Below are 21,710 nucleotides of genomic sequence, written 5' to 3'. Positions count from 1 at the left end.
TCAGGTTTAAAGTTGTTTGATTTTTATATTTCTAAAGGCCACTCTATCTCCATGGTCTTGTAGCAAGATGTTCCCTTTATCTGCTTCACCAAATTGTGGCCATGTTACATATTTGCTTTCTGATACCAACTTTCTGTAGGCATCGCTCTTACGTTCATATTCCAACACTTTTGTCCCATTCAACCAATGTTCTACATGATTGTTGTTTGAAATGATATGGGCTGTGTTCCATTCACCAATTGGTTTTACGTATTTGGTTGTGTCGGCCTGAATAAGGTCATAAAGTGAAGCCAAAGTTCTGCTCCCTTCATGGTTTCCTTGTTTTGCATCGGGATGACGTTCATCATCCAAAATTTGGAACTCAAGACCTATAGAAGATCCCGCTCCTTTGTTCAAATCGGTGTTTACATAATATTTGATTCCGCTGTTGGCTCCTTCTGTGATTTTGAATTCCAACTTCACTTCAAAATTGTCATATTGATCCTGTGTGACTATATCGCCGCCTGCTTCAGATTCTCCACCTCCAGAGGCTAAAACGGTCAATTCTCCATTTTCAATCACCCAGCCAGCCTCTGGGAAATGATCCAATTTTGCGCCGCGCCATCCGTTGGTGGTTTCACCGTCCCAAAGCATTTTCCATCCAGCTTTTTCTTCATGTTCCGTAAGTTGGTTTTTTGTAACCACTGGTTCCAAAGGAGATTTTGTGCTGTATTTATCCAGTTCATTGGTTAGAATTCGAATGTTTTTCCAGCGTATCTCAGTTCCGGCTTTATGTTTTTCTCCTATGCTGTGCACCTGCAGTCCAATAAATCCAGATGCCGTTGCATCATCAATTAGATAGGCTGCAGGAACACCATTTATCCATGTTTTTATGGTATCACGAATAGCTTCTATCCGGTAGTGATTCCATTCATTTTGTTTGAAAGCATTTTGTGCTGCTTCATTTTTGGACAAAGGGTTCAACCAGCCTCTAAGACCTTCATCGTAAATTCCTGCACTCCATGCACGGTCCGAAGGATCTATCTCAACTTGATAACCGTGTACGCGCCCGTTTTTGTAACCAGGAATACTGTTACTTCGTATTTGTATCCCTGAATTCATTGTGGAATCTACCAAATACTCTAAATCCAAAATAAAATCACCATACATTTTATCCGAAGTAAGAAAGGTATTTGGGGTGTTATGTTTTGTTTTGCCCACAATAGCCTCATTGTCTATCGAATATTCGGCTGTGCCACCTTTTACTGTCCATCCATTAAGAGTCTCTCCATCAAAAATGGATACCCAGGGGGTATTATCCTTTGGCTTTTTATCGCAACTGACCATTATGGCCAAAACTAGAATCAGGGGCATCCAAAATGGAATCTTTTGTTTGTTCTTCACTTTTCTATAGTTTAAATAATTCATGTTCTCTTATTATAAATCAAATAAATTGGGCAACCACATTGTGAGCTGTGGGATGTAGGTTATTAAAAACAAGGCTAGGACCATGGCTAGGAACAGTGGTACTAACGGCCTTATTACTTTCTGAATTGAGGTTTTGGCCACACCGACCCCAACAAACAGTACCGATCCTACAGGAGGTGTACAAAGTCCAATACACAGATTAAGTACCATGATGATACCAAAATGCACGGGATCTATACCAAGTTTGGTGACCACTGGTAAGAAAATTGGAGTGAAAATGAGCACTGCAGGGGTCATATCCATAAAAATTCCAACAAAAAGCAAGATGATATTGATAATCAATAGCACCACGAACTTATTGTCACTAATACCCAACAAGACATCGCTAGTGGCTTGGGGAATATTTTCGTAAGACATTGCCCATGACATACCAATGGATGCTGCAATAAGTAACATCACAATGGCCGTTGTGATTGACGAATCCAACAGAATATTCGGAAGGTTCTTAAGGGAGATTTCTTTATAGATAACGCCTAAAATCAATGAGTACAAAACGGCGATAGCCGAGGCTTCCGTAGCAGTAAATATTCCGGCAACAATTCCACCAATGACAACAAATAACAACAACAAGCTTGGAAAAGCGCTTATAAATGTTTTCACTACTTTGGAAATACCAACGCTTCCTTTTTCCACTTTGCTTGCATACCCCTTTCTTTTTGCCCAGATCATGGCCACAATCATCAGAAATAGACCCGTCAAGATTCCAGGAATATATCCGGCAAGAAATAGTGCGGCAATGGAAACTCCTCCGCTGGCCAAAGAATATACAATAAGTATGTTGCTAGGGGGAATTACCAATCCTGTTGTAGCTGATGTAATGTTCACCGCAGCACCAAATTCTTTGGAATAGCCTTCTTTTTCCATTTCAGGACCAAGAATACTTCCCATGGCGGATGCCGATGCCATGGCCGACCCTGCAATTGCACCCATCAACATAGCTGCTACAATATTGATTAAGGCAAGGCCACCCGGTAGTGCGCCAACAAGGGTTTTTGCAAACGCTATCAACCGATGCGCCATGCCTCCTTTGTTCATGAGATTACCTGCAAGGATAAAGAAAGGAATTGCCAGCAGGGCAAAACTATCCAATCCAGCTCCCATTCTCTGTGCAATCGTGGTTGTTGCAGGTAAAAAGGGAATACTGACCAGCATGGTCAACAAGGCGGAAATGGAAATGCTCCATGCAACGGGGGTGCCAATGGCCAAAAGACCAATAAAACTTAGAATCAATACTAAGACAGGGATATATTCCATTAAGCTGTGGGGTTTAAAATGTCCATGATCTTATAGTATATAACCAAAAGTCCGCTGATTGGAATTACCAAATACACATAGGCCAATGGTATCTGCAAGGCAGGTGACAACTGCTCCAAAACGTACGTGACATAAACCAATCTACTACCTCCAATGACCATTGCGGAAAGTGCGAAAAGCATCACGATAATCTTAACCGTGACAGATAATTTTTTCTGTGTTTCCTTGCTGAATCGTTGCGGAAAAACATCAATGGCCACATGCATATCCTTCCCAGCTGCATATGCGGCTCCAAGGATTCCAACCCATATCATTAGGTATCGTGCCAATTCATCGGTAAATGAGCTTGGAGTGCCCATAACAAATCGGGTAAATACCTGCCACAATACATTTAAGACCATTACAGACATAATAATGATCAATGTGCCACCCAAAACTTTATCTATGGTTTTTCTCATTTTCGTTAGTTAACAGCTCTTATTTGTTGGATCAAAGGATAAAGAGTCTCATCACTTTGATACTTGTCATATATTTTTCCTGTCCTTTCAGAAAAGGGAACTTTATCGGGCCTTACAATTTGCACTCCTGATTTTTGGATGGCATCCAATGCTTCGGCCTCTGCTTTTGCCCATAATTTCCTTTGGTACATGACCGAAGCATCCACCGCCTGCTGGAGCCAATTCTGTTCTTCTGTAGTAAGTCTATCCCAAAAATGAGTGCCTACAATCACCACATCTGGAGAAAAAGTATGTTCGTTGAGGGAGTAGTATTTACATATTTCATAGTGTTTGGATAGATAAAAGCTTGGAGGATTGTTCTCAGCCCCATCCACAACACCTTGTTGTAAAGAGGTATACAGTTCTCCCCATGAAATAGGTGTGGGTGAACCGCCAAATCCTCGTACCATTTCCATAGCTGTCACACTGGGCATTACCCGTATTTTTTGTCCTTTTAAATCATCAGGATGTTCCACCACCTTTTCTTTGGTGTAGAAACTTCGACTACCAGCATCGTAAAAGCCAAGCCCTTTTAACCAATATTTTTTACCGTCATTCAGCAATTCTTGGCCTATGGGACCATCAAATACTTTAAAAGAATGTTCTCGATCCCTAAAGAGATAGGGGAGTCCAAGGACTTTGGTCTTTGGCGCGAAGTTTTCAAGAGTGGCTGCTGAGACTTTAGTCATGTCCAGACTACCAATTTGCAACAATTCCATAATTTGCCGTTCGGTACCCAATTGTTGATTGGGGTAAATCTCAACGGTCAGTTTGCCATTGGATAGTTGGGCCAAATCCTCTCCCATTTTTACCAATGCTTGATGGACTGAATGATTCACATCCAAACCATGAGCAAGTTTAATGGTCTTTGTGTTTTGAACCTCATTACATGCGAAGAGCATGAAAGCAATGGCGGCAAAAAAGAGATATTTGGTTTTCTTCCTGATCATTTTTAAGCTCTCAGTTTTTTTATAACCTCCAAAGTTTCTTTAACCTTTTTTTGAAGGCCTTTGTGATCCTCATTGGCAATGATCTCTTTTGAGATGAGCTTGGAGCCCATTCCCACGCATGTCACCCCTGCATCGAACCAGGCCCTAAGATTATCTTCCTCTGTGCTTACCCCTCCCGTGGGCATAATATTGGTCCAAGGTTGGGGACCTCTTATTGCTTTTACAAATCCAGGGCCGTAGGTTGAACCGGGAAAGAGCTTTACCACCTCACATCCCAGCTCCTCGGCCTGGGCTATCTCTGTCAGGGAACCACAGCCCGGGGACCAGAGCACCTTTCTCCGGTTGCAGGCCCTTGCGATGTCCTCCCTGAAAACGGGGGTGACCACAAAATTGGCCCCCGACTGCATATAGAGTGAAGCCGCCCCTGCATCGGTGATGGAACCCACCCCGAGTATCATCCCCGGCAGTTCGCTCTGTGCGTACTTGACCAGCTGTCCGAATATCTCGAAGGCAAAATCGCCACGTGCCGTGAACTCCATCAACCTTGCCCCTCCGTCATGGCATGCCTTGACCACCTTCTTTGCCACGGAGACATCGGAATGGTAGAAGAGCGGGACCATCCCCGTTTCCTTCATTGCCGCAGCTACCTCCAACCTTGAATACTGTGCCATCTTTGTCCTTTTTATCTGGAGACCCTGCCCGAGGCGTCCCCTCCCATTAATTTTTCAACTTCCTCTACCGTGACCAGGTTCGCATCCCCCTTTATGGTGTGCTTCAGGCAGGATGCCGCCACGGCAAAGTCCAAGGCCCTTTGGTCATCATTGGGGTGGGTCAGCAGGCCATAGATCAGTCCTCCCATAAAGGAGTCCCCGCCGCCCACGCGGTCCACGATGTGTGTGATCTGGTATTGGCGGGTATCGTACATTTTCCTGCCATCGTAGAGCACCCCGGCCCATGTGTTGTGGGACGCGGAGATGGAGCCCCTCAGGGTGGTGATCACCTTTTTGGCATTGGGGAACTTCTCCATCATCTGTTTGCACACCGACAGAAACGCCTCGGCCTTTACCTCGTGGCCCTGGGTGGTGATGTCCAATCCCTTTGGCTTAATGCCAAAGTGCATCTCGGCATCTTCCTCGTTGCCCAGGATGATATCACAATAAGATGTCAGCTCTGTCATTATCTTTTCCCTGTCCCCGCCGTACTTCCACAGTTTCTTGCGATAGTTAAGATCGGTGGAAACGGTGATTCCCATTTTTTTGGCAGTCCTTACGGCTTCAAGGCAGGCATCTGCGGCCCCTTGGGAGATGGCAGGGGTGATCCCTGTCCAATGGAACCACTGTGCCCCGTTGAAGGCCTTTTCCCAATTGACCATTCCGGGTTTTATCTCTGCCATGGCGGAATGTGCCCTGTCGTAGACCACCTTGCTGCCGCGGCTAACGGCCCCGGTCTCCAGAAAGTAGATGCCCAGCCTGTCGCCGCCGTAAATGATGTTGTCGGTGCCGACCCCGCGCTTTCTCATTTCCATTTTTGCACATTCCCCCAAATCGTTTTTTGGCAAACGGGTCACAAAATCCACGGGGATGGCATAATTGGCAAGGGAAACGGCCACGTTGGACTCCCCACCGCCATAGACCACATCGAAACTGTTGGCCTGTGAGAACCTCAAGAACCCCGGAGGGGACAACCGCAACATGATCTCACCAAAGGTGACTACTTTTTTCATTATATTTTTTAGTTTTTAAAATCGAAATATTCTTTTGCGTTATAGTAACAGATATTTTGAATGGTCTTTCCAATCAAGTCCATATCATTTGGCAATTCTCCCTTTTGCACTTCTTCTCCAAAAAGATTACACAGCACTCTTCTGAAATATTCATGCCTTGGAAACGATAGAAAACTTCGAGAGTCCGTCAACATTCCAATAAAACAGCTGATGAGCCCTACATTGGAAAGGGCATTCAATTGTTGGGTAATGCCATCTTTTTGATCCAAAAACCACCATCCCGAGCCATATTGGACTTTTCCTTTGACAGAGCCATCATTAAAATTACCAATCATTGCAGCAAAAACTTCATTATCCGCAGGGTTGGAATTGTATAAGATTGTTTTTGTCAGTTTGTTCTTGGAATCCAATGCATCCAAAAAACTTGATAAGTTCTTAGCTTGTGAGAAATCACCAATCGAATCCCAACCAGTATCTGGTCCCAGAGTCTTCAACATTCGTGAATTGTTGTTCCGCAACGGCCCTAAATGAAATTGTTGCACCCATCCATATTCGCTATAGGTCTGAGATAGAAATAACAACAAAGCTGTTTCAAATTGCTTGATTTCTTTTTCATCTAGTTGTTTTCCACTTCTCTTTTTGGCGAAAATGGTCGAAACTTGGGTATGTGTTGCGAGTTCAAAAGGAATACTTTCCAATCCATGATCGGATAAAGTACATCCATTGACATCAAAATAAGCAATTCGCTTGGTTAATGCCTCGCATAAATCATTATAAGAGCTAATCTCCAAATTGGACACCTCTGATAGGGAATCTACATAGATATTGTAATCTTCGGAACCTATCAGAATTGCTTTGTCGGGTCTAAAAGAAGTTCCCATAAACAAGCTTGGATTTTCTTTTGCCATTTTTTGATGGTGCTCCAAAGAATCTGTCGGGTCTTCTGTGGTGCATACCACTTCCACCTTCATTTTGGAAAGCAAGGACCTACATGAAAAATGATTTGATCTCAATTGCTCACTGGTTGACCTATAAATGGTTTGGGCATTATTTTCATTCAATAAATCAAACTCCCCAAAATACCGAGCCAGTTCCAAATGTGTCCAATGGTACAATGGGTTCCTGATGGTTTGTGGGACTGTTTTGGCCCAAGCCATGAATCTTTCTTCATCGGTGGCCTTTCCTGTGATGTACTGTTCATCAATTCCAACAGTTCTCATGGCGCGCCATTTATAATGATCTCCATGAATCCAAGCTTCGGTGATATTGTTGAAAGTACGATCAGTTGCTATGTCTTCTGGTGAAAGATGGCAGTGGTAGTCTATTATGGGTAAATCCTTTGCCTGGTTGTGATAGAGTTCCTCAGCAAAACTGTTTTGCAATAAAAAATCTTTATGAATGAATGATTTTCCCATCTATTTCTTCTCGACTATTCTTTTTTAATTATTGTTTCCGTCATGACAGTAGCACATAAATCAATATGGTCACTACCGTCAGCGCTATTCCAAAGGCATTTACAAAACGCCACGGCTTTTCTTCTTTTCCTTTTGTTTCAACATATGCCGCTTCAGGATACATTCTTGATACCAAAAACATAATGATAAAATTCAACACAAATTCTATTCCCCAGAGATGCACAAAATGGATATCCACATCCAAAATGAACGTGGTTAATATGTAAAAGGCAAAACCAAAGAACAAGCCTGTCTTAGCTCCTGTCTTGTTAATATTCTTAAAGAATATTCCCGCTATGATCACCGATGAAATGGGAATAAAAAAGATGCCGTTAAGCTCTTGAAGCAAAAAGTACAACCCATCAGGTGCATACGCGACCAAAGGAGCAATACCAATAGCCAAAACAGCCAAGATAACCGAGGTGATTTTTCCGTAATACACCAATCTTGAATCGGAAACCTCCTTGTTGATCAGTTTTTTATAAATATCATAGCAAAATATTGTACTTGCTGAATTGAGCACACTATTGAATGTACTCAACACCGCACCCAAAACCACCGCGGCAAAGAATCCAAAGAGATAGGTTGGCAACACCTTTTTGACCAAAAGTGGATAGATTAGATCTGGGGTATCTATATATTGATCTTGGAAATAGTAATAAGCAATCAAACCGGGCAATACGATAATCAAGGGAACAAACAGTTTGAGTATGCCGGTATAAATCAATCCCTTTTGGGCTTCTACCAAATTTTTAGCACCGAAAGCTCTTTGTATGATGGCCTGATTCATTCCCCAGAAGTATAATTGGTTAATCATTAAACCTGTAAAAAGCACGGAAAAAGGCATCACCGAATCCTCACTTCCTACAATATCAAACTTGTCAGGTGCAAAATCATATACCGTTCCCAATCCACTGAGAATATTTCCATCGCCAATTTGATACAAGGCAATGGCAGGAATCAACAATCCCCCGAGCAAAAGTCCTATTCCGTTTAAACTATCTGAATATGCCACTGCCTTAAGTCCTCCAAAAATGGCATACATAGAACCAATAAGTCCTATCACAAAGACCGTAAAGAGCATAGCCCTTTCTTTTCCAATCCCAAACATGGTGGAAAAGTCAAAAACACTTTCAATATTAATTGCGCCTGAATACAGTACTATGGGTAAAAGAGTTATAACAAAGGACAGCATCAACAGAAATGCAACTATGGAACGTGTAAGCCCGTCATACCTTTCTTCCAAAAATTGAGGGATGGTGGCCAATCCCATTTTAATGAACTTTGGAATAAAGAATATGGCTGCAATTACCAATGCAATAGCCGATGTCACCTCCCAGGCAATTACAATGATTCCATTTTTGTACGAACTGCCATTCATCCCGATCAAATGTTCTGTTGAGATGTTGGTCAGAATCATAGATCCAGCTATAATGGGGCCCGTAAGGCTTTTGCCGGCCAAAAAATATCCTTTGGCAGATTTAAAGTTGTCTTTTCGTAATCTATAGGTGGTGTAGATGATTACGAAAAGGGTAAATCCAAAAAAACCTAAATAGGTGGCCAGCATTTGGTTGGATGGTTAGGTTATTGGTTTAAAATTTCAATTTTTCGGGTAAATACTTAGCGACCAAATCTTCATAGTAAGGTTTTAATGCTTTGGTGTCAGGTGGTACGGGAGCCTTTGAATACAAATCGTACGGATTGAATTTTTTAACCCATTCGAACATCTTATGGTCATGCTCACTCATCAAATGGTCATATGCATTTTCACGATGTTGTGCGTAAAATGAGTGGTATCTGATCATATATAAAGCGGGTTCGGGCAGATAGTCCTTCATGATTTGATAGAGGTATTCATCGTGACCCCAACTCATTTTTACATTGTCCAAGCCACAATTTTCTTCGTAAACCCCATATTTATGGTTATACCGTTCATCTTTTGAATCTGTATTGGTTTCAAAATATTCTGGATAAACAATTTTGTCCGAGAATTTACACCCAACAGGAAAGGTGTCCCCAACAACGGCCCACTGCGGTTCACCAAACAGGCACAGAACCTTTCCAACATCATGCAGGAAACCCGTAAGTACAAACCAATCTGGATGGCCATCGGCTCGAATGGCCTCACTGGTTTGCAACAAATGTTGGAGTTGATCTAAATCGATGTCAGGGTCGCTGTCATCAACCAAAGTATTCAGAAAGTCCACAGCTTCCCACAAAGACATTTCTCTTTTGTCAAATTTCAAAAACTCTTCTTCCTTCTTGTTTACAAAATCATAGGTCTGATATTGGTGGTTGAGTTTGTAAAATTCCCGAACGGTATCGACCCTCTCTGAATTTTCATAGTCCCTAAATTCTTCTTTTTCCTTTTTGGGCGTATCTGGGTCTGGATAACGTTTCAACACATCATCTTCCCAATGTTCCAAAGATTTTAAGGGATTGTTTTTATCTGTTTTTTCCATGCCCATAGTTTTTGAATTATTGTTAGTCCATTAGGGATTTTGCTATACCCATTTCTAATCCTCTCAGTTCGGCCAAACCTCGTAATCTTCCTATACAGGAATATCCAGGGTTCGTTTTTTTATGGAGGTCATCTATCATTTGGTGCCCATGATCGGGTCGCATTGGTATTTGAACATCTTTTCGGCCATCTTTAAATCTTCTTTGTTGCTCCAATAGTACCAGTTCTACCATTTCATACATATCGGTGTCTCCTTCCAAATGGTTTGCCTCGTAAAAATCCCCATCTGCTGTACGTGTCACATTTCTAAAATGCAGAAAATGAACGCGATATGCAAATTGTCTAAAGATTTCTGACAAATCATTATCCTTTCTAACTCCCAATGAACCCGTGCAAAAAGTTATTCCATTATGTAGTGAAGGGACCTTGTCGAAAATATATTTGTAATCTTTGGCCGTACTCAAGATTCGCGGTAACCCTAAAATAGGGAAGGGGGGATCATCCGGATGAGCGCACAACAGTACGCCAACCTCTTCTGCTACGGGGACAACCTCGGTAAGAAAATAGACCAAATGCTCTTGCAGTTTGGTTTTAGATATTTCTTTGTACGTATCCAATACTCGTTGAAAACTGTCTAAAGTGTAGCCCTCTTCAGCACCCGGCAAGCCCGCAATGATGTTACTGGTAAGTTTGGCGATATCTTTTAAGGACATCAACTCACAGGCTGATTTTGCCTTTGATATTTCTTCGACCGAATACTCCGTTTCCGCGCCTGGTCTTTTTAAAATAAAGAGGTCAAAAGCGGCAAAAACATTCTTTTCAAAGAGTAGGGCCTTGGACCCATCTGGCATTTCATAATCCAACGAAGTACGGGTCCAATCCAAAACAGGCATAAAGTTATAGCAGACTATTTGGACGCCACAGTTTGCCAAATTTCGAATGCTCTCCTTGTAATTTTCTATGTATTGTTTGAAGTTCCCCTTTTGGGTTTTGATATCTTCATGCACAGGAACGGATTCCACCACGGACCATTCCAATCCTTCAGATTCAATGGTGTTTTTTCTTTTTGTGATTTCTTGAACGGACCAAACCTGTCCATTTTCCAAATGGTGAAGTGCGGTAACAATTCCAGTAGCTCCCGTTTGTTTAATGTCCTGCAAAGAAACGGGGTCATCCAGACCATACCATCTCCATGTTTGTTTCATCCGTAATTCTTTCATACCCCACTAAAAATATTGAATCCTCCATCTACAGGGATTACTGCTCCTGTCACAAATTTTGAAGCGTCACTGCACAAAAAGTGCAGGGCGCCATTAAGTTCGTTCGCTTCCCCAAATCTACCCATGGGTGTATTTCTGATGATATCTGCACCACGTTCGGTATACGAACCATCTTCATTAAGGAGCAAGCTTCTATTTTGGTTCCCGATAAAAAAACCGGGAGCTATGGCATTGACCCTGATGTTATCACTGAACTTGGTTGCCATTTCCACAGCCATCCAACGCGTAAAATTCTCCATAGCAGCTTTGGAAGCGGAATACCCTGCAACCCTTGTAAGTACCCTTGGCACTGCCATAGAAGAATAGTTAATAATGGTTCCTGATCCTTGATCGGCCATCACCTTGCCAAAAACAAGTGAGGGGATTACTGTACCATTTAAGTTTAACTCGGTCACTTTGGTGAAATCATCCATGTCCAAATCAAAAATAGTTTGGTCTGGACCAATGGTTGCACCGGGCATATTTCCACCAGCTATATTTAGAAGAATGTCCAACCGTTCGAATTTTTGTAAAACCACGTCGCGGACTTTTTCCATTGCTACCTTGGAAAGCACGTTGCCTTCTAAAATCACGACTTCTCCCTTTTTGGTCTTTATTGCCTTTTTAATAGCATCTCCATTACTTTTTTTAGTTGTGAGCAACGCCAATTTCACACCAGCAGTAGATAGACTTAGTGCTGCTGCACTTCCAAGAACGCCGGTTCCGCCAGTAATTAATGCCACCTTCCCGGTGAGGTCGAAATTTGATTTCACTATTTAGGTTTTGTTACTTGTTGATTCATTCCGTGTGCGCACACGATAAAAATATGAATTCGTTGTGCAGAATGCAAATTCTTAAGATAAAAAATGAATGAAGGTTGTATATTAACAACTTTATTTGAGCATGATCACCATCAAAGAAATAGCAAAACTTGCCAAAGTGTCGCCGGGAACGGTAGATAGGGTAATTCACAATAGGGAAGGAGTTTCGGATAAAACTGCTCAGCGGATACGGGCTATTTTAAAGGAGCACAATTTTAAGGTGAACAGAATCGCGCAATCATTGGCGATGAAGAAAAAGTTCACCATAGCTGTGCTTTTACCAGATTATGATGAAGAAAATTCATTTTGGAAATCCCCATTGGAGGGAATTCAAAAGGCCAAAGAAGAGGTTGGGAGCTTCGGTGTTGCCGTGGAAACTTTTTCTTTTGATCAGAAAACCCCAAAATCCTATACAGATTCTTTTAGGGAATTGCTTAAAACCAACCCAGAAGGCGTTGTTTTGGTTCCTACCTTTAAGAAGGAAACTCGAGAGCTAACCAATGTTCTGTTACAAAGGAACATTCCATTTATCTTTTTGAATATTGCCCTTGAAGGGTACGAAAACCTTTCTTTTATTGGCCAAGATTCATATAAGAGTGGTTATTTGTCCGGAAAATTGATGCAATTGTGCCTTAATGATGATGATCACATTCTCACTATTCATTCACGACCTGACCTTTCCAACTTCTATAATATTGAACAGCGCATTAAGGGATTTGATGCCTACTTCATAGAAAAGCAACTTGGTAATCAAAACCACTCTGTTGAGATAGCGGATTTTTGGGATACTGGAAAAGTGAAGGCCACCATTGCCAATCTATTGCAAAAAGAGCCCAGAATTAAAGGGATTTTTGTTCCTAACAGTAGGTCCCATATCATTGCAGACCATGTAAGTGAATTTAGAGCAAAAATTCCTTTTTTGATCGGTTTTGATACAACGGAGCATAATTTACGGGCGCTCAATGAGGATAAAATTACTTTTTTGATCTCGCAAAAACCATTTCAACAAGGGTATAGGGCTGTTAGCAGCCTTTCAAAGTTTCTGCTATACGATGAACCGCCCCTAACTGAGATATTATCTTCCATAGAAATTGTTACCAAAGAGAATATCCCAAACTATTTGGACAAACAGCACACAACCTTTTTATGAATGCGGCCTGAGGCAAAACTTGTCTTTTAGGACTTGGAAAAGTGCTATGAAGCAGCCCAATGAAAAAATGTATAAATGCCCGTTTTTCAGTTGGTGTTCGCCACTAAGGTGTTTTGAAACTCCTTCGGAGCCTTGTCTTTGTGTTTCCATCTTTTATGGGTCCAAAAGTAGTATTCCGGTGCTTCACGGATGGACTTTTCGGTCTCTCGTATAAAAGCTTCTGAAATCTTATATCCTTCTACTTCAGCAGGTTTCTCGGTTAGAATTTTAAAGGTTCCTTGATAGTGTCCTCGTTTTAATTTTTGAACTTTTAGATAAACCGGAATGATGTCATGCGTTTTGCATAGTTCCTCGCCTCCTACATGAATAGGTACCAAAACATTCATGAATTTGGCCCAGTGCCTAGCCCTGTTCAACATAGGAGATTGGTCGCTGATGATACCAACCGTAATCAATTCATTAGCCGCCTTGGCCTCTTTTATAATTTGACGACTTTCAAAGGTTCTGATAAGTGTTGTTCCATATTTACTTCGTATGTCCCTCACCAATTTATCAAAATGTTTATTTTGAATAGGCTGATAGATTGCATACGCCTTTGCCTTGATGTACGAGTTTAAATTGAAAACCCACTCCCAACTTGCGTAGTGCGGCATCATTATCATTACGTTTTTGCCGCTTTCTTCAAGATTTTTTATCTCTTCAACATTGGTGAAAACGTACCTTTTCTTTATTTGCTCATCACTTATGCCCAGAGTTTTGGCCATCTCCAGAAACATATCTGAAAGATGTCGGTAGAATTTTTTTTCAATTTGTAATCGCTCTTCATCCGATTTCTCAGGAAAAGTTAGCGCAAGGTTACTTCGGACTACTTTTTTGCGGTAGCCTACAATACGGTACATCAAAATGTACACACCATCCGAAATAAAATATAGAAGTCTAAAGGGAAGTCTGGAAATCAACCAAAGTAGGGGGTAAACAAGTATAAAAACTGCCAACTGCATACGTAATTCTTGTGCGCAAATATAGCTATATTTGGTTCCAAATCTAATAGCCTATGTTCAATTTGCATGCTGCAACCATTGCTATAATTGCAGCCAATGTTTTGGTTTCCTTACGCGGTTTTAGCGATTCCAGTTTTTTTGAAAGATATAAGTTCAGTATTGGTGGAATAAGGGCGGGGCAGCGTGAAAGAACAGTAACCTCTGGTTTTTTACATGTGGATATATCCCACCTCTTTTTTAACATGTTCACGCTCTATTTCTTTGCCAATGTGGTCATCAATTGGTTTGGTGCCCCTAAGTTTGTCATCATATACTTTGTAAGTTTAGTAGGCGGTAGTCTGTTGGCACTTTTCTTTCATAAAGATGAGCCTTATTATAGTGCCGTGGGAGCTAGTGGTGCTGTCACTGGAATTTTATATGCGGCCATTCTGTTACATCCAGATATGCAGCTTGGAATTATGTTCATTCCTATACCATTGCCTGCATACGTTTTAGGTATAGCTTATTTATTGTATTCTATTTATGGTATGAAAAGCAGATTGGGTAATATTGGCCATACAGCTCATTTTGGCGGTGCCATTGGAGGATATGTTACGACCTTGCTTTTTAAACCTGATCTTTTTGTAACGGATACTTTGATTGTTGTATTGATGGCAATTCCCATTGTCCTTCTTCTTATTTTGGAAAAAATGGGGAAAATATAATAGGAGGTTAAATAAAATAAAAAAAGCCCGAGAATAGAAACTCGGGCTTTTTGATAAGTATGAATATCTTAGTTAAGTAGCTCTGCTACTTTTTGTTCTAATGCAGGGCCACGCAAATCTTTAGCTACAATAACCCCGTTCTCGTCAACCAGAAAGGCTGCAGGTATAGCATTAATATTGTAGAGCTGTGCAATGGGGTCTTGGAACCGTTTCAAGTTTGAAATATGGTTCCATGTCAAACTATCCTTTTCAATGGCATTGGTCCAGTCCTCAGCTCTTGTGTCCAACGAAACACCAATAACATTAAATCCCTTGTCATGGTATTTGTTGTACACCGCTACGATATTTGGATTTTCGGCCCTACAAGGCCTGCACCATGCCGCCCAGAAATCAATTAGGGTCAATTTTCCCTTTACATCGCTTAGGGCCAATAAATCACCATTGGGAGTGGGAGCAGAAAACTCAGGGGCTATTCCACCTATTTCTGTGGTTTTCATTTTGTCCAACTGCTCTTTTAATTTTTCTCCTGCTACTGTTGCTTTCATTTCTGGAGTAAGCGCTTCGAACATTTCCAAAATCTCATCATTGGGAAGTGCTTTGCTCATCATCAAATTACCGATGATCAATACAGAAATCATTGCATTTGGATTTTCCTTGGCAAACGTTACATTAAAGGCTTTTGCTTCCTCCTGAAACTCCATGAATTCTTCCCTAAGCGCAGTTGCGGTTGCGGTATCCCGCTGTTGAGCTGCAGTACGCATATCGTTTTGCATTGATGCTGCGCGTTCAGACAATATTCTGGATTCATCCATAAAATTCATAAACAGGTCATTCTGAAGTGTGCCTTTGAGTTTGGCATAGTTCAAGCTGTCCTTCTGGAATTTTAGACTAATCTTCCCGTTTTCAAGGAAAAAGGGAACATTCCCTCTATTGGATTCCAAGAAAATATAGTGGAGCTGTGGTTGTGCCTGTTCGCCTTTAAAGTTAAAAACCCCATTTTCAACCGTGGTAGTATCAATGTCGATAAGCTGATTAAGGGAATCTGTTGTTTTAAGATATACCTGGGTACCGTTCTCCAATTCACCTGTTACGGTCCCATTTAAAGTAAACCCCTCAGATTTGGAATTGCATGATGCCAAAAACAATACTCCTGAAGCGATTATGAATATTTTTTTCATTTTTTATTGTTTAAGCTGCTAAGGTATTCATTCCTTATGGCATAAAAAAGCCCTTTGGTTTTCTGAAAAACAAAGGGCTTTTATTTTATATAGGGGAGTTAGAATTGATATCGTATGCCCAGGGCAATATCAAAATCAAAGTCATTATCAAAGCCATCATAACCCAAAAGCCCTATTTCCGGTCTAAAATCCAACGAAAGGAGCAATGGAATATCAAAATTGTACTCAACCCCAATATCCCCTGCGGCAAATACAAAAAGACCGTCTTCATCTTCAAGGCCAAGTGCGGGTTCAAAATCCACACTTCCCAATCCACCGCCAACACCATAATACCAATTGAAATTTCCGTCCAATTGGTGAACCCATTGGTAGATTCCGGCTAGTTTAAATGCATCGAAATTGCGGCTATCACGCCAGCCAAGATCAAATTCTGCTCTATTGTATCGCCCAATGGACTTTTGATAAGAAATTTCGGCGCCAAAACCGTCACTATCGCCTAGTCGTAGTCCCAATGCATGCTCAGAAATATCTTGGGCATTCATTGCAATTGTTGCGAACAAAAAAACAACACTAAATAATGTGGTAATCCTCATAAGTTTCTCGTTTAGTTAAAAATTAAAGATAGCTTTGCAAAGCTTCTTGATGATAAACTATTTTGACGACCAAAAATTGTTCCATTGTGGATAAATCTCTTTTAAAAAATCTTTCCAAACAATTACAAGGCGAAATACTGACAGACAATTTAAGCAAGGCACTTTATGCTACCGATGCATCTGTATATCGCAAGATTCCGACCGCTGTCGCGTATCCAAAAAATAGCGAAGATATCAAGACTTTGGTGGCATTTGCCAGTGAAAATGGGGTAGGACTTATCCCAAGAACGGCCGGGACCTCTTTGGCCGGGCAATGTGTGGGTGAAGGTATTGTAGTGGATGTTTCCAGATATTTTACTCGAATCCTGGAACTGGATGAAACGAAAAAACAAATCAGAGTACAGCCAGGTGTAGTTCGGGACGAACTCAACCAATATTTAAAACCTTTTGGTCTTTTTTTTGGCCCTAACACATCCACATCCAACCGGTGTATGATTGGGGGAATGGTCGGAAACAATTCTTCAGGCACCACCTCTATTCAATATGGGGTTACCAGGGATAAGGTTGTTGCAATGAACTGCATTCTTTCGGATGGGAGTGAAGCTTGTTTTGGTGATTTGAACAAAGAAGCATTTCAATCCAAAAAAAATGAAAGCACCTTAGAGGGAACTATCTATTCCACTTTGGAAAAAGAGCTCTCCCATAAAGAGAATGTCGAAAATATTACAGCGGAATTCCCAAAGACTAGCATTCACCGAAGAAACACGGGCTACGCAGTAGATGAGCTTTTAAAAAACAATGTCCTTGGTGAAGCGGAAGACGATTTTAATCTGTGCAAACTCCTTTCAGGTAGCGAAGGTACCCTAGCCTTTACCACAGAAATTACCCTGCAATTGGATGATCTGCCACCGCCCTTATCCGCAATGGTCGCTACGCACTACAAAACCTTGGAAGATTGTTTGAGTGATGTAGCTCCGGTGATGAAACACAGCTTGCATACCTGTGAGATGATGGACAAGGTGATTCTGGACTGTACAAAGAACAATAGGGCACAATTGGCCAATCGTTTTTTTGTTGACGGAGATCCTGCTGGAATCTTAATGCTGGAAGTAAAGGCCCATTCTGAAGAAGAACTTGAAAAGCAATTGGCAGGATTGCTTGATACTATAAAATCATCCGGTTTAAGCTATGCAAATCCTGTTTTGAAAGGAGATGATATCAGTAAAGCCATTGAACTGCGAAAAGCTGGATTGGGATTATTGGGTAATATGGTGGGGGACCGAAAAGCGGTGGCCTGTATTGAAGATACCGCGGTTGCCTTGGAGGATTTGAAGGATTTTATCCTGGAATTTTCCCAAATTATGAAAGGGTATAACCAAGAAGCTGTGTACTATGCCCATGCGGGTGCTGGAGAGCTACACTTGAGGCCCATTCTTAACCTTAAAAAATCAGAGGATGTCACATTGTTTCGTTCAATTACGACCGATGTGGCCAAACTGACAAAAAAATACAAGGGAAGTTTTAGTGGGGAGCATGGAGATGGAATCGTACGGGCTGAATTTATTCCTTTAATGATTGGTGAAACCAATTATGAACTGCTCAAACGGGTAAAAGCTGTTTTTGACCCCCATAATATTTTTAATCCCGGGAAGATTGTGGATGCTTTTCCCATGGATGAATCCCTACGCTATGAAATTGATCGTGAAGAACCAGAGGTAAAAACCTTGATGGATTTTTCGGATAGCGAGGGAATCCTGAAAGCTGCCGAAAAATGTAATGGAAGTGGCGATTGCAGAAAAAGCCATGCCATGTCTGGCGGAATGTGCCCGAGTTATCATGCCACCAAAAACGAGAAGGACACCACAAGGGGTAGGGCCAATGCACTTCGCGAATTTTTAACCAATTCTGAAAAGCCAAACAGATTTGACCAAAAAGAATTGAAGGAGGTCTTTGACCTTTGTTTAAGCTGTAAAGCCTGTGCCAGTGAGTGCCCCAGTAATGTTGATGTCGCTGCGCTCAAGGCGGAGTTTCTATACCAATACCAAGAGTCTAATGGATATTCCTTACGAAGTAAGCTGTTTGCCCATAATACCAGGTTCAACAAATTGGGCAGTAAGGTTTCCGGTCTTACCAATACAGTTTATAAATCCAAGATTCTAGGTGGATGGTTAAAGTCCATGTCTGGCATTGCCAAAGAACGAAACTTTCCAAAAGTACATAGGTTCAATTTTGGAAAGCATTTAAAAATGTTCCAATCTGAATCCATGGATGCTTCTAAGCAAGTTGTTCTGTATATTGATGAGTTCACGCAATATTTGGATGTTGAAGTAGGTAAGGACGCCATTGAGCTACTATGCAAGCTGGGTTATGATGTACAATTGTTTTATGCTGAAAGTGGACGCACCTATATCTCCAAAGGATATTTAAAACAGGCACAGAAGCTCGTTACAGAGAATATTTCCAAACTAGAAGGAATCTTGAAACAGGATATTCCAATAGTGGGTCTTGAACCTTCTGCGATTCTTTCTTTTCGGGACGAATACAAAAGACTTTGTTCAGATAAGGGGAAAGCAGACCAGGTGGCTTCAAAATCATTTTTGATAGAAGAGTTTTTGGCCTCCGAGATCAAAAAGGGAAATATCACTTCTGAAGGTTTCACCCTAGAAGAAAAAGAAGTTAAAATCCATAGTCATTGTCATCAAAAAGCGTTGTCCAATCAAAAAGTGACTTTTGATATATTGAATCTGCCCAAAAACTACAAAGTGACCATAATTTCTTCAGGATGTTGTGGTATGGCGGGATCGTTTGGTTATGAAAAAGAGCATTACCATACAAGCATGCAAGTAGGGGAACTCAAATTATTCCCAGCAGTTAGGAAGAGTACGGAGGACACAATAATTTCAGCGAACGGTACCAGTTGTAGACATCAAATTAAGGATGGAACCGATAGAGGTGCGCAACATCCCGTTTCAATTTTGCGCCAGGCCTTGATCGTTTAAGTTTTTTTCTTCAACCTCAAGGAGTCTTGTATGTTCTTCAATGATGCTTTCTGTTTCAGGTTCAAGGTTGATGTCCGTTATGGAAGCAATCAACTCGTTCATATCCATTTCTTTTAGATCTTCGTCAACAAAGAAAGGAGATAACCTATCATGATTGTAATGATAGATTTTCCAACGCTTAAAAGAATATTCCAATGCGGTCAAGTTTTCTACCCAATCTCCAGAATTTAAATAAACGCAACTCCCATTTTTATTTTCGTAACGCTCTTTTTTAGGTTGGTGTATATGTCCGCAGATAACATAATCATATCCATTTTCTATGGCTAGATCGGCAGCGGTTTTTTCAAAATTATTGACATATTTTATAGCACTTTTAACACTGGTTTTAATACGCTTGGAAAGGGAATAACGCTCCCGTCCCATTTTGTCCAAACACCAATTTAAAAAACTATTGATTAGGATTAAAAAATTATAACCGTAACCTCCCAATTTAGCAAGCCACTTCGCATTTTGTATGGAAACATCAAACACATCACCATGGAATATCCACGCTTTTTTTCCATCAAGATTAAGAACCAATTTGTTGGTCACTTTAAAGTTCCCCATTGAAGTATCACTGAACTTACGGAGCATTTCATCATGATTTCCAGTAATGTAGATGACTTCAGTGCCCTTTGAGGCCATTCCAATAATTTTTTTTAGGACCTTAAGATGTGAGGAAGGGAAATACCGTTTGCTAAATTGCCAAATATCAATAATGTCGCCATTGAGTATCAACTTCTTTGGTTGAATGCTGTTGAGGTAAGCAATGAGTTCGTCGGCATGGCAACCATAAGTCCCTAAGTGTACATCTGAAATTACCGACAACTCAATCTTCCTTTTTTTCAATACGCTGGATTTACATACAAATTAACCTTGTGATTATGAACTTATGATGAAATTGAGATCATTAATTTTTGAGGATATCGTTAAAAAAATATCAATTGGAGGTATTAAATGTTACATAAACTTCAACTGGCATATCGGTTTTTGAAAACGGTTAATAACATCTACCTTTGAGGCTTATTGAATTTTGGTATGGCAGGAAATACTTTTGGACAACTTTTTAAGCTAACTTCTTTTGGGGAATCGCATGGTAGGGCATTGGGTGGTGTTATAGATGGATGCCCGGCAGGATTGGAATTGGACATGGAGAAAATCCAACTGGACCTAAATAGAAGGAAACCAGGGCAGTCTGCCATTGTAACCCAGCGTAAAGAACCGGATACCGTTGAGTTTTATTCCGGAATTTTTGAAGGAAAGACCACTGGTACCCCAATTGGTTTTGCCATACATAACACCAATCAGAAATCTAAGGATTATTCCCATATCAAAGATTCATATAGGCCATCCCATGCCGATTATGTCTATGACAAAAAATATGGTTTTAGAGATTATAGGGGTGGTGGTAGGAGCTCAGCACGTGAAACTGCCAGTAGGGTAGTGGCAGGTGCCATTGCAAAGCAATTTCTAGGTGAGGTGAAAATCAATGCTTTCGTATCTCAAGTGGGTGATCTTAAATTGGAAAAGCCATATCAAGATTTGGACTTTTCAAAAATTGAATCCAACCCAGTACGCTGCCCAGACCAAGAAATGGCGGAAAGAATGGAAACCTATATCAAAGCCATTAAAAAAGAAGGAGATACCATTGGTGGAGTGATCACTTGTGTCATACAAAATGTGCCCATTGGTTTGGGGGAGCCTGTTTTTGATAAATTACATGCCGATTTGGGTAAGGCGATGCTTTCTATCAATGCTGTGAAAGGTTTTGAATATGGAAGCGGTTTTGAAGGCGTTAAGATGAAAGGTAGTGCGCATAACGATTCTTATAATAGCGATGGGACTACAACAACAAACCGAAGTGGTGGAATCCAAGGCGGAATCAGCAATGGAATGGATATCTACTTCAACGTGGCCTTTAAACCTGTAGCAACCATAATTCAGGCTTACGAAACTATCGACAAAGAAGGTAATAAAGTAACTACTCAGGGCAAGGGAAGACACGACCCATGCGTTGTTCCCAGAGCGGTGCCCATAGTTGAGGCAATGGCTGCATTGGTATTGGCCGATCATACCCTTTTGGCGCGTTCCAATAAAATCTAAGACTAGGATACGGGTTTTTCCGATCAAAATAGTATCTTACTTTCCTAAAAACTACGT

The 21,710-nt window shown here is 41.1% G+C and carries 19 protein-coding genes; 4 read left to right on the top strand and 15 right to left on the bottom strand.

Annotated elements, in window-relative coordinates; all coding sequences use genetic code 11:
- Positions 1-6 precede the first annotated feature (6 nt).
- From ACOQO1_RS05645 to ACOQO1_RS05595, 11 genes are all read right to left on the bottom strand, one after another.
- Complete coding sequence (locus ACOQO1_RS05645; RefSeq protein WP_420602464.1) at positions 7-1,326, bottom strand: 3-keto-disaccharide hydrolase; 1,320 nt, start codon at positions 1,324-1,326, stop codon at positions 7-9.
- Positions 1,327-1,416: 90 nt separating this feature from the next.
- Complete coding sequence (locus tag ACOQO1_RS05640; protein ID WP_420601890.1) at positions 1,417-2,721, bottom strand: TRAP transporter large permease; 1,305 nt, start codon at positions 2,719-2,721, stop codon at positions 1,417-1,419.
- Positions 2,721-3,179, bottom strand: coding sequence for a TRAP transporter small permease (locus ACOQO1_RS05635; RefSeq protein ID WP_420601889.1), 459 nt, complete (start codon positions 3,177-3,179; stop codon positions 2,721-2,723). The genes ACOQO1_RS05640 and ACOQO1_RS05635 overlap by 1 nt, the downstream gene beginning before the upstream one ends.
- Before the next feature lie 5 nt (positions 3,180-3,184).
- Positions 3,185-4,168, bottom strand: coding sequence for a TRAP transporter substrate-binding protein (locus ACOQO1_RS05630; protein WP_420601888.1), 984 nt, complete (start codon positions 4,166-4,168; stop codon positions 3,185-3,187).
- 2 nt (positions 4,169-4,170) lie between these two features.
- Positions 4,171-4,839 (bottom strand): bifunctional 4-hydroxy-2-oxoglutarate aldolase/2-dehydro-3-deoxy-phosphogluconate aldolase, encoded by a 669-nt coding sequence (locus ACOQO1_RS05625; protein ID WP_420601887.1) that lies wholly within the window; start codon positions 4,837-4,839, stop codon positions 4,171-4,173.
- Positions 4,840-4,850: 11 nt separating this feature from the next.
- On the bottom strand, positions 4,851-5,891 hold the full coding sequence (locus tag ACOQO1_RS05620; RefSeq protein WP_420601886.1) for a PfkB family carbohydrate kinase: 1,041 nt from the start codon (positions 5,889-5,891) through the stop codon (positions 4,851-4,853).
- A gap of 8 nt (positions 5,892-5,899) precedes the next feature.
- Complete coding sequence (gene uxaC, locus ACOQO1_RS05615) at positions 5,900-7,306, bottom strand: glucuronate isomerase (RefSeq protein ID WP_420601885.1); 1,407 nt, start codon at positions 7,304-7,306, stop codon at positions 5,900-5,902.
- Between the two features lie 40 nt (positions 7,307-7,346).
- Positions 7,347-8,912 (bottom strand): solute:sodium symporter family transporter, encoded by a 1,566-nt coding sequence (locus ACOQO1_RS05610; RefSeq protein ID WP_420601884.1) that lies wholly within the window; start codon positions 8,910-8,912, stop codon positions 7,347-7,349.
- A gap of 25 nt (positions 8,913-8,937) precedes the next feature.
- Positions 8,938-9,807 (bottom strand): inositol oxygenase family protein, encoded by an 870-nt coding sequence (locus ACOQO1_RS05605; RefSeq protein WP_420601883.1) that lies wholly within the window; start codon positions 9,805-9,807, stop codon positions 8,938-8,940.
- A 22-nt stretch (positions 9,808-9,829) separates the two neighbouring features.
- On the bottom strand, positions 9,830-11,011 hold the full coding sequence (gene uxuA / locus ACOQO1_RS05600) for a mannonate dehydratase (RefSeq protein ID WP_420602463.1): 1,182 nt from the start codon (positions 11,009-11,011) through the stop codon (positions 9,830-9,832).
- Between the two features lie 11 nt (positions 11,012-11,022).
- Positions 11,023-11,838, bottom strand: coding sequence for an SDR family oxidoreductase (locus ACOQO1_RS05595; RefSeq protein ID WP_420601882.1), 816 nt, complete (start codon positions 11,836-11,838; stop codon positions 11,023-11,025).
- A gap of 130 nt (positions 11,839-11,968) precedes the next feature.
- Here ACOQO1_RS05595 and ACOQO1_RS05590 point away from each other — a divergent pair, with 130 nt between their 5' ends.
- Positions 11,969-13,036: a LacI family DNA-binding transcriptional regulator gene (locus ACOQO1_RS05590; RefSeq protein ID WP_420601881.1), complete on the top strand. Its 1,068-nt coding sequence runs from the start codon at positions 11,969-11,971 to the stop codon at positions 13,034-13,036.
- Positions 13,037-13,122: 86 nt separating this feature from the next.
- On the opposite strand, the gene ACOQO1_RS05585 is transcribed toward ACOQO1_RS05590, so the two are convergent.
- Positions 13,123-14,037: a lysophospholipid acyltransferase family protein gene (locus ACOQO1_RS05585; RefSeq protein WP_420601880.1), complete on the bottom strand. Its 915-nt coding sequence runs from the start codon at positions 14,035-14,037 to the stop codon at positions 13,123-13,125.
- Positions 14,038-14,090: 53 nt separating this feature from the next.
- On the opposite strand from ACOQO1_RS05585, the gene ACOQO1_RS05580 reads away from it, so the two are divergent.
- On the top strand, positions 14,091-14,741 hold the full coding sequence (locus tag ACOQO1_RS05580) for a rhomboid family intramembrane serine protease (RefSeq protein ID WP_420601879.1): 651 nt from the start codon (positions 14,091-14,093) through the stop codon (positions 14,739-14,741).
- Positions 14,742-14,809: 68 nt separating this feature from the next.
- Here ACOQO1_RS05580 and ACOQO1_RS05575 read toward each other — a convergent pair whose 3' ends face one another.
- Positions 14,810-15,919, bottom strand: a complete 1,110-nt coding sequence (locus ACOQO1_RS05575; RefSeq protein WP_420601878.1) for a redoxin domain-containing protein — start codon at positions 15,917-15,919, stop codon at positions 14,810-14,812.
- Between the two features lie 98 nt (positions 15,920-16,017).
- On the bottom strand, positions 16,018-16,512 hold the full coding sequence (locus ACOQO1_RS05570; RefSeq protein WP_420601877.1) for a hypothetical protein: 495 nt from the start codon (positions 16,510-16,512) through the stop codon (positions 16,018-16,020).
- Positions 16,513-16,598: 86 nt separating this feature from the next.
- Between ACOQO1_RS05570 and ACOQO1_RS05565 the strand changes: the two genes are divergently transcribed.
- Positions 16,599-19,511, top strand: coding sequence for an FAD-binding and (Fe-S)-binding domain-containing protein (locus tag ACOQO1_RS05565; protein ID WP_420601876.1), 2,913 nt, complete (start codon positions 16,599-16,601; stop codon positions 19,509-19,511).
- Here the strand turns inward: ACOQO1_RS05565 and ACOQO1_RS05560 are convergent.
- A complete protein-coding gene (locus tag ACOQO1_RS05560) occupies positions 19,482-20,399 on the bottom strand; it encodes a UDP-2,3-diacylglucosamine diphosphatase (RefSeq protein ID WP_420601875.1) in 918 nt (305 codons plus the stop codon). The genes ACOQO1_RS05565 and ACOQO1_RS05560 overlap by 30 nt on opposite strands.
- Before the next feature lie 189 nt (positions 20,400-20,588).
- Between ACOQO1_RS05560 and aroC the strand changes: the two genes are divergently transcribed.
- Positions 20,589-21,653, top strand: coding sequence for a chorismate synthase (gene aroC, locus ACOQO1_RS05555; protein ID WP_420601874.1), 1,065 nt, complete (start codon positions 20,589-20,591; stop codon positions 21,651-21,653).
- Positions 21,654-21,710 lie beyond the last annotated feature (57 nt).

Origin of the sequence: Flagellimonas sp., from assembly GCF_965222555.1 — a bacterium.
Lineage (GTDB): Bacteria > Bacteroidota > Bacteroidia > Flavobacteriales > Flavobacteriaceae > Flagellimonas.
The sequence above is the reverse complement of the archived record's forward strand: the minus strand, read 5'-3'. Positions and strand labels throughout refer to the sequence as shown.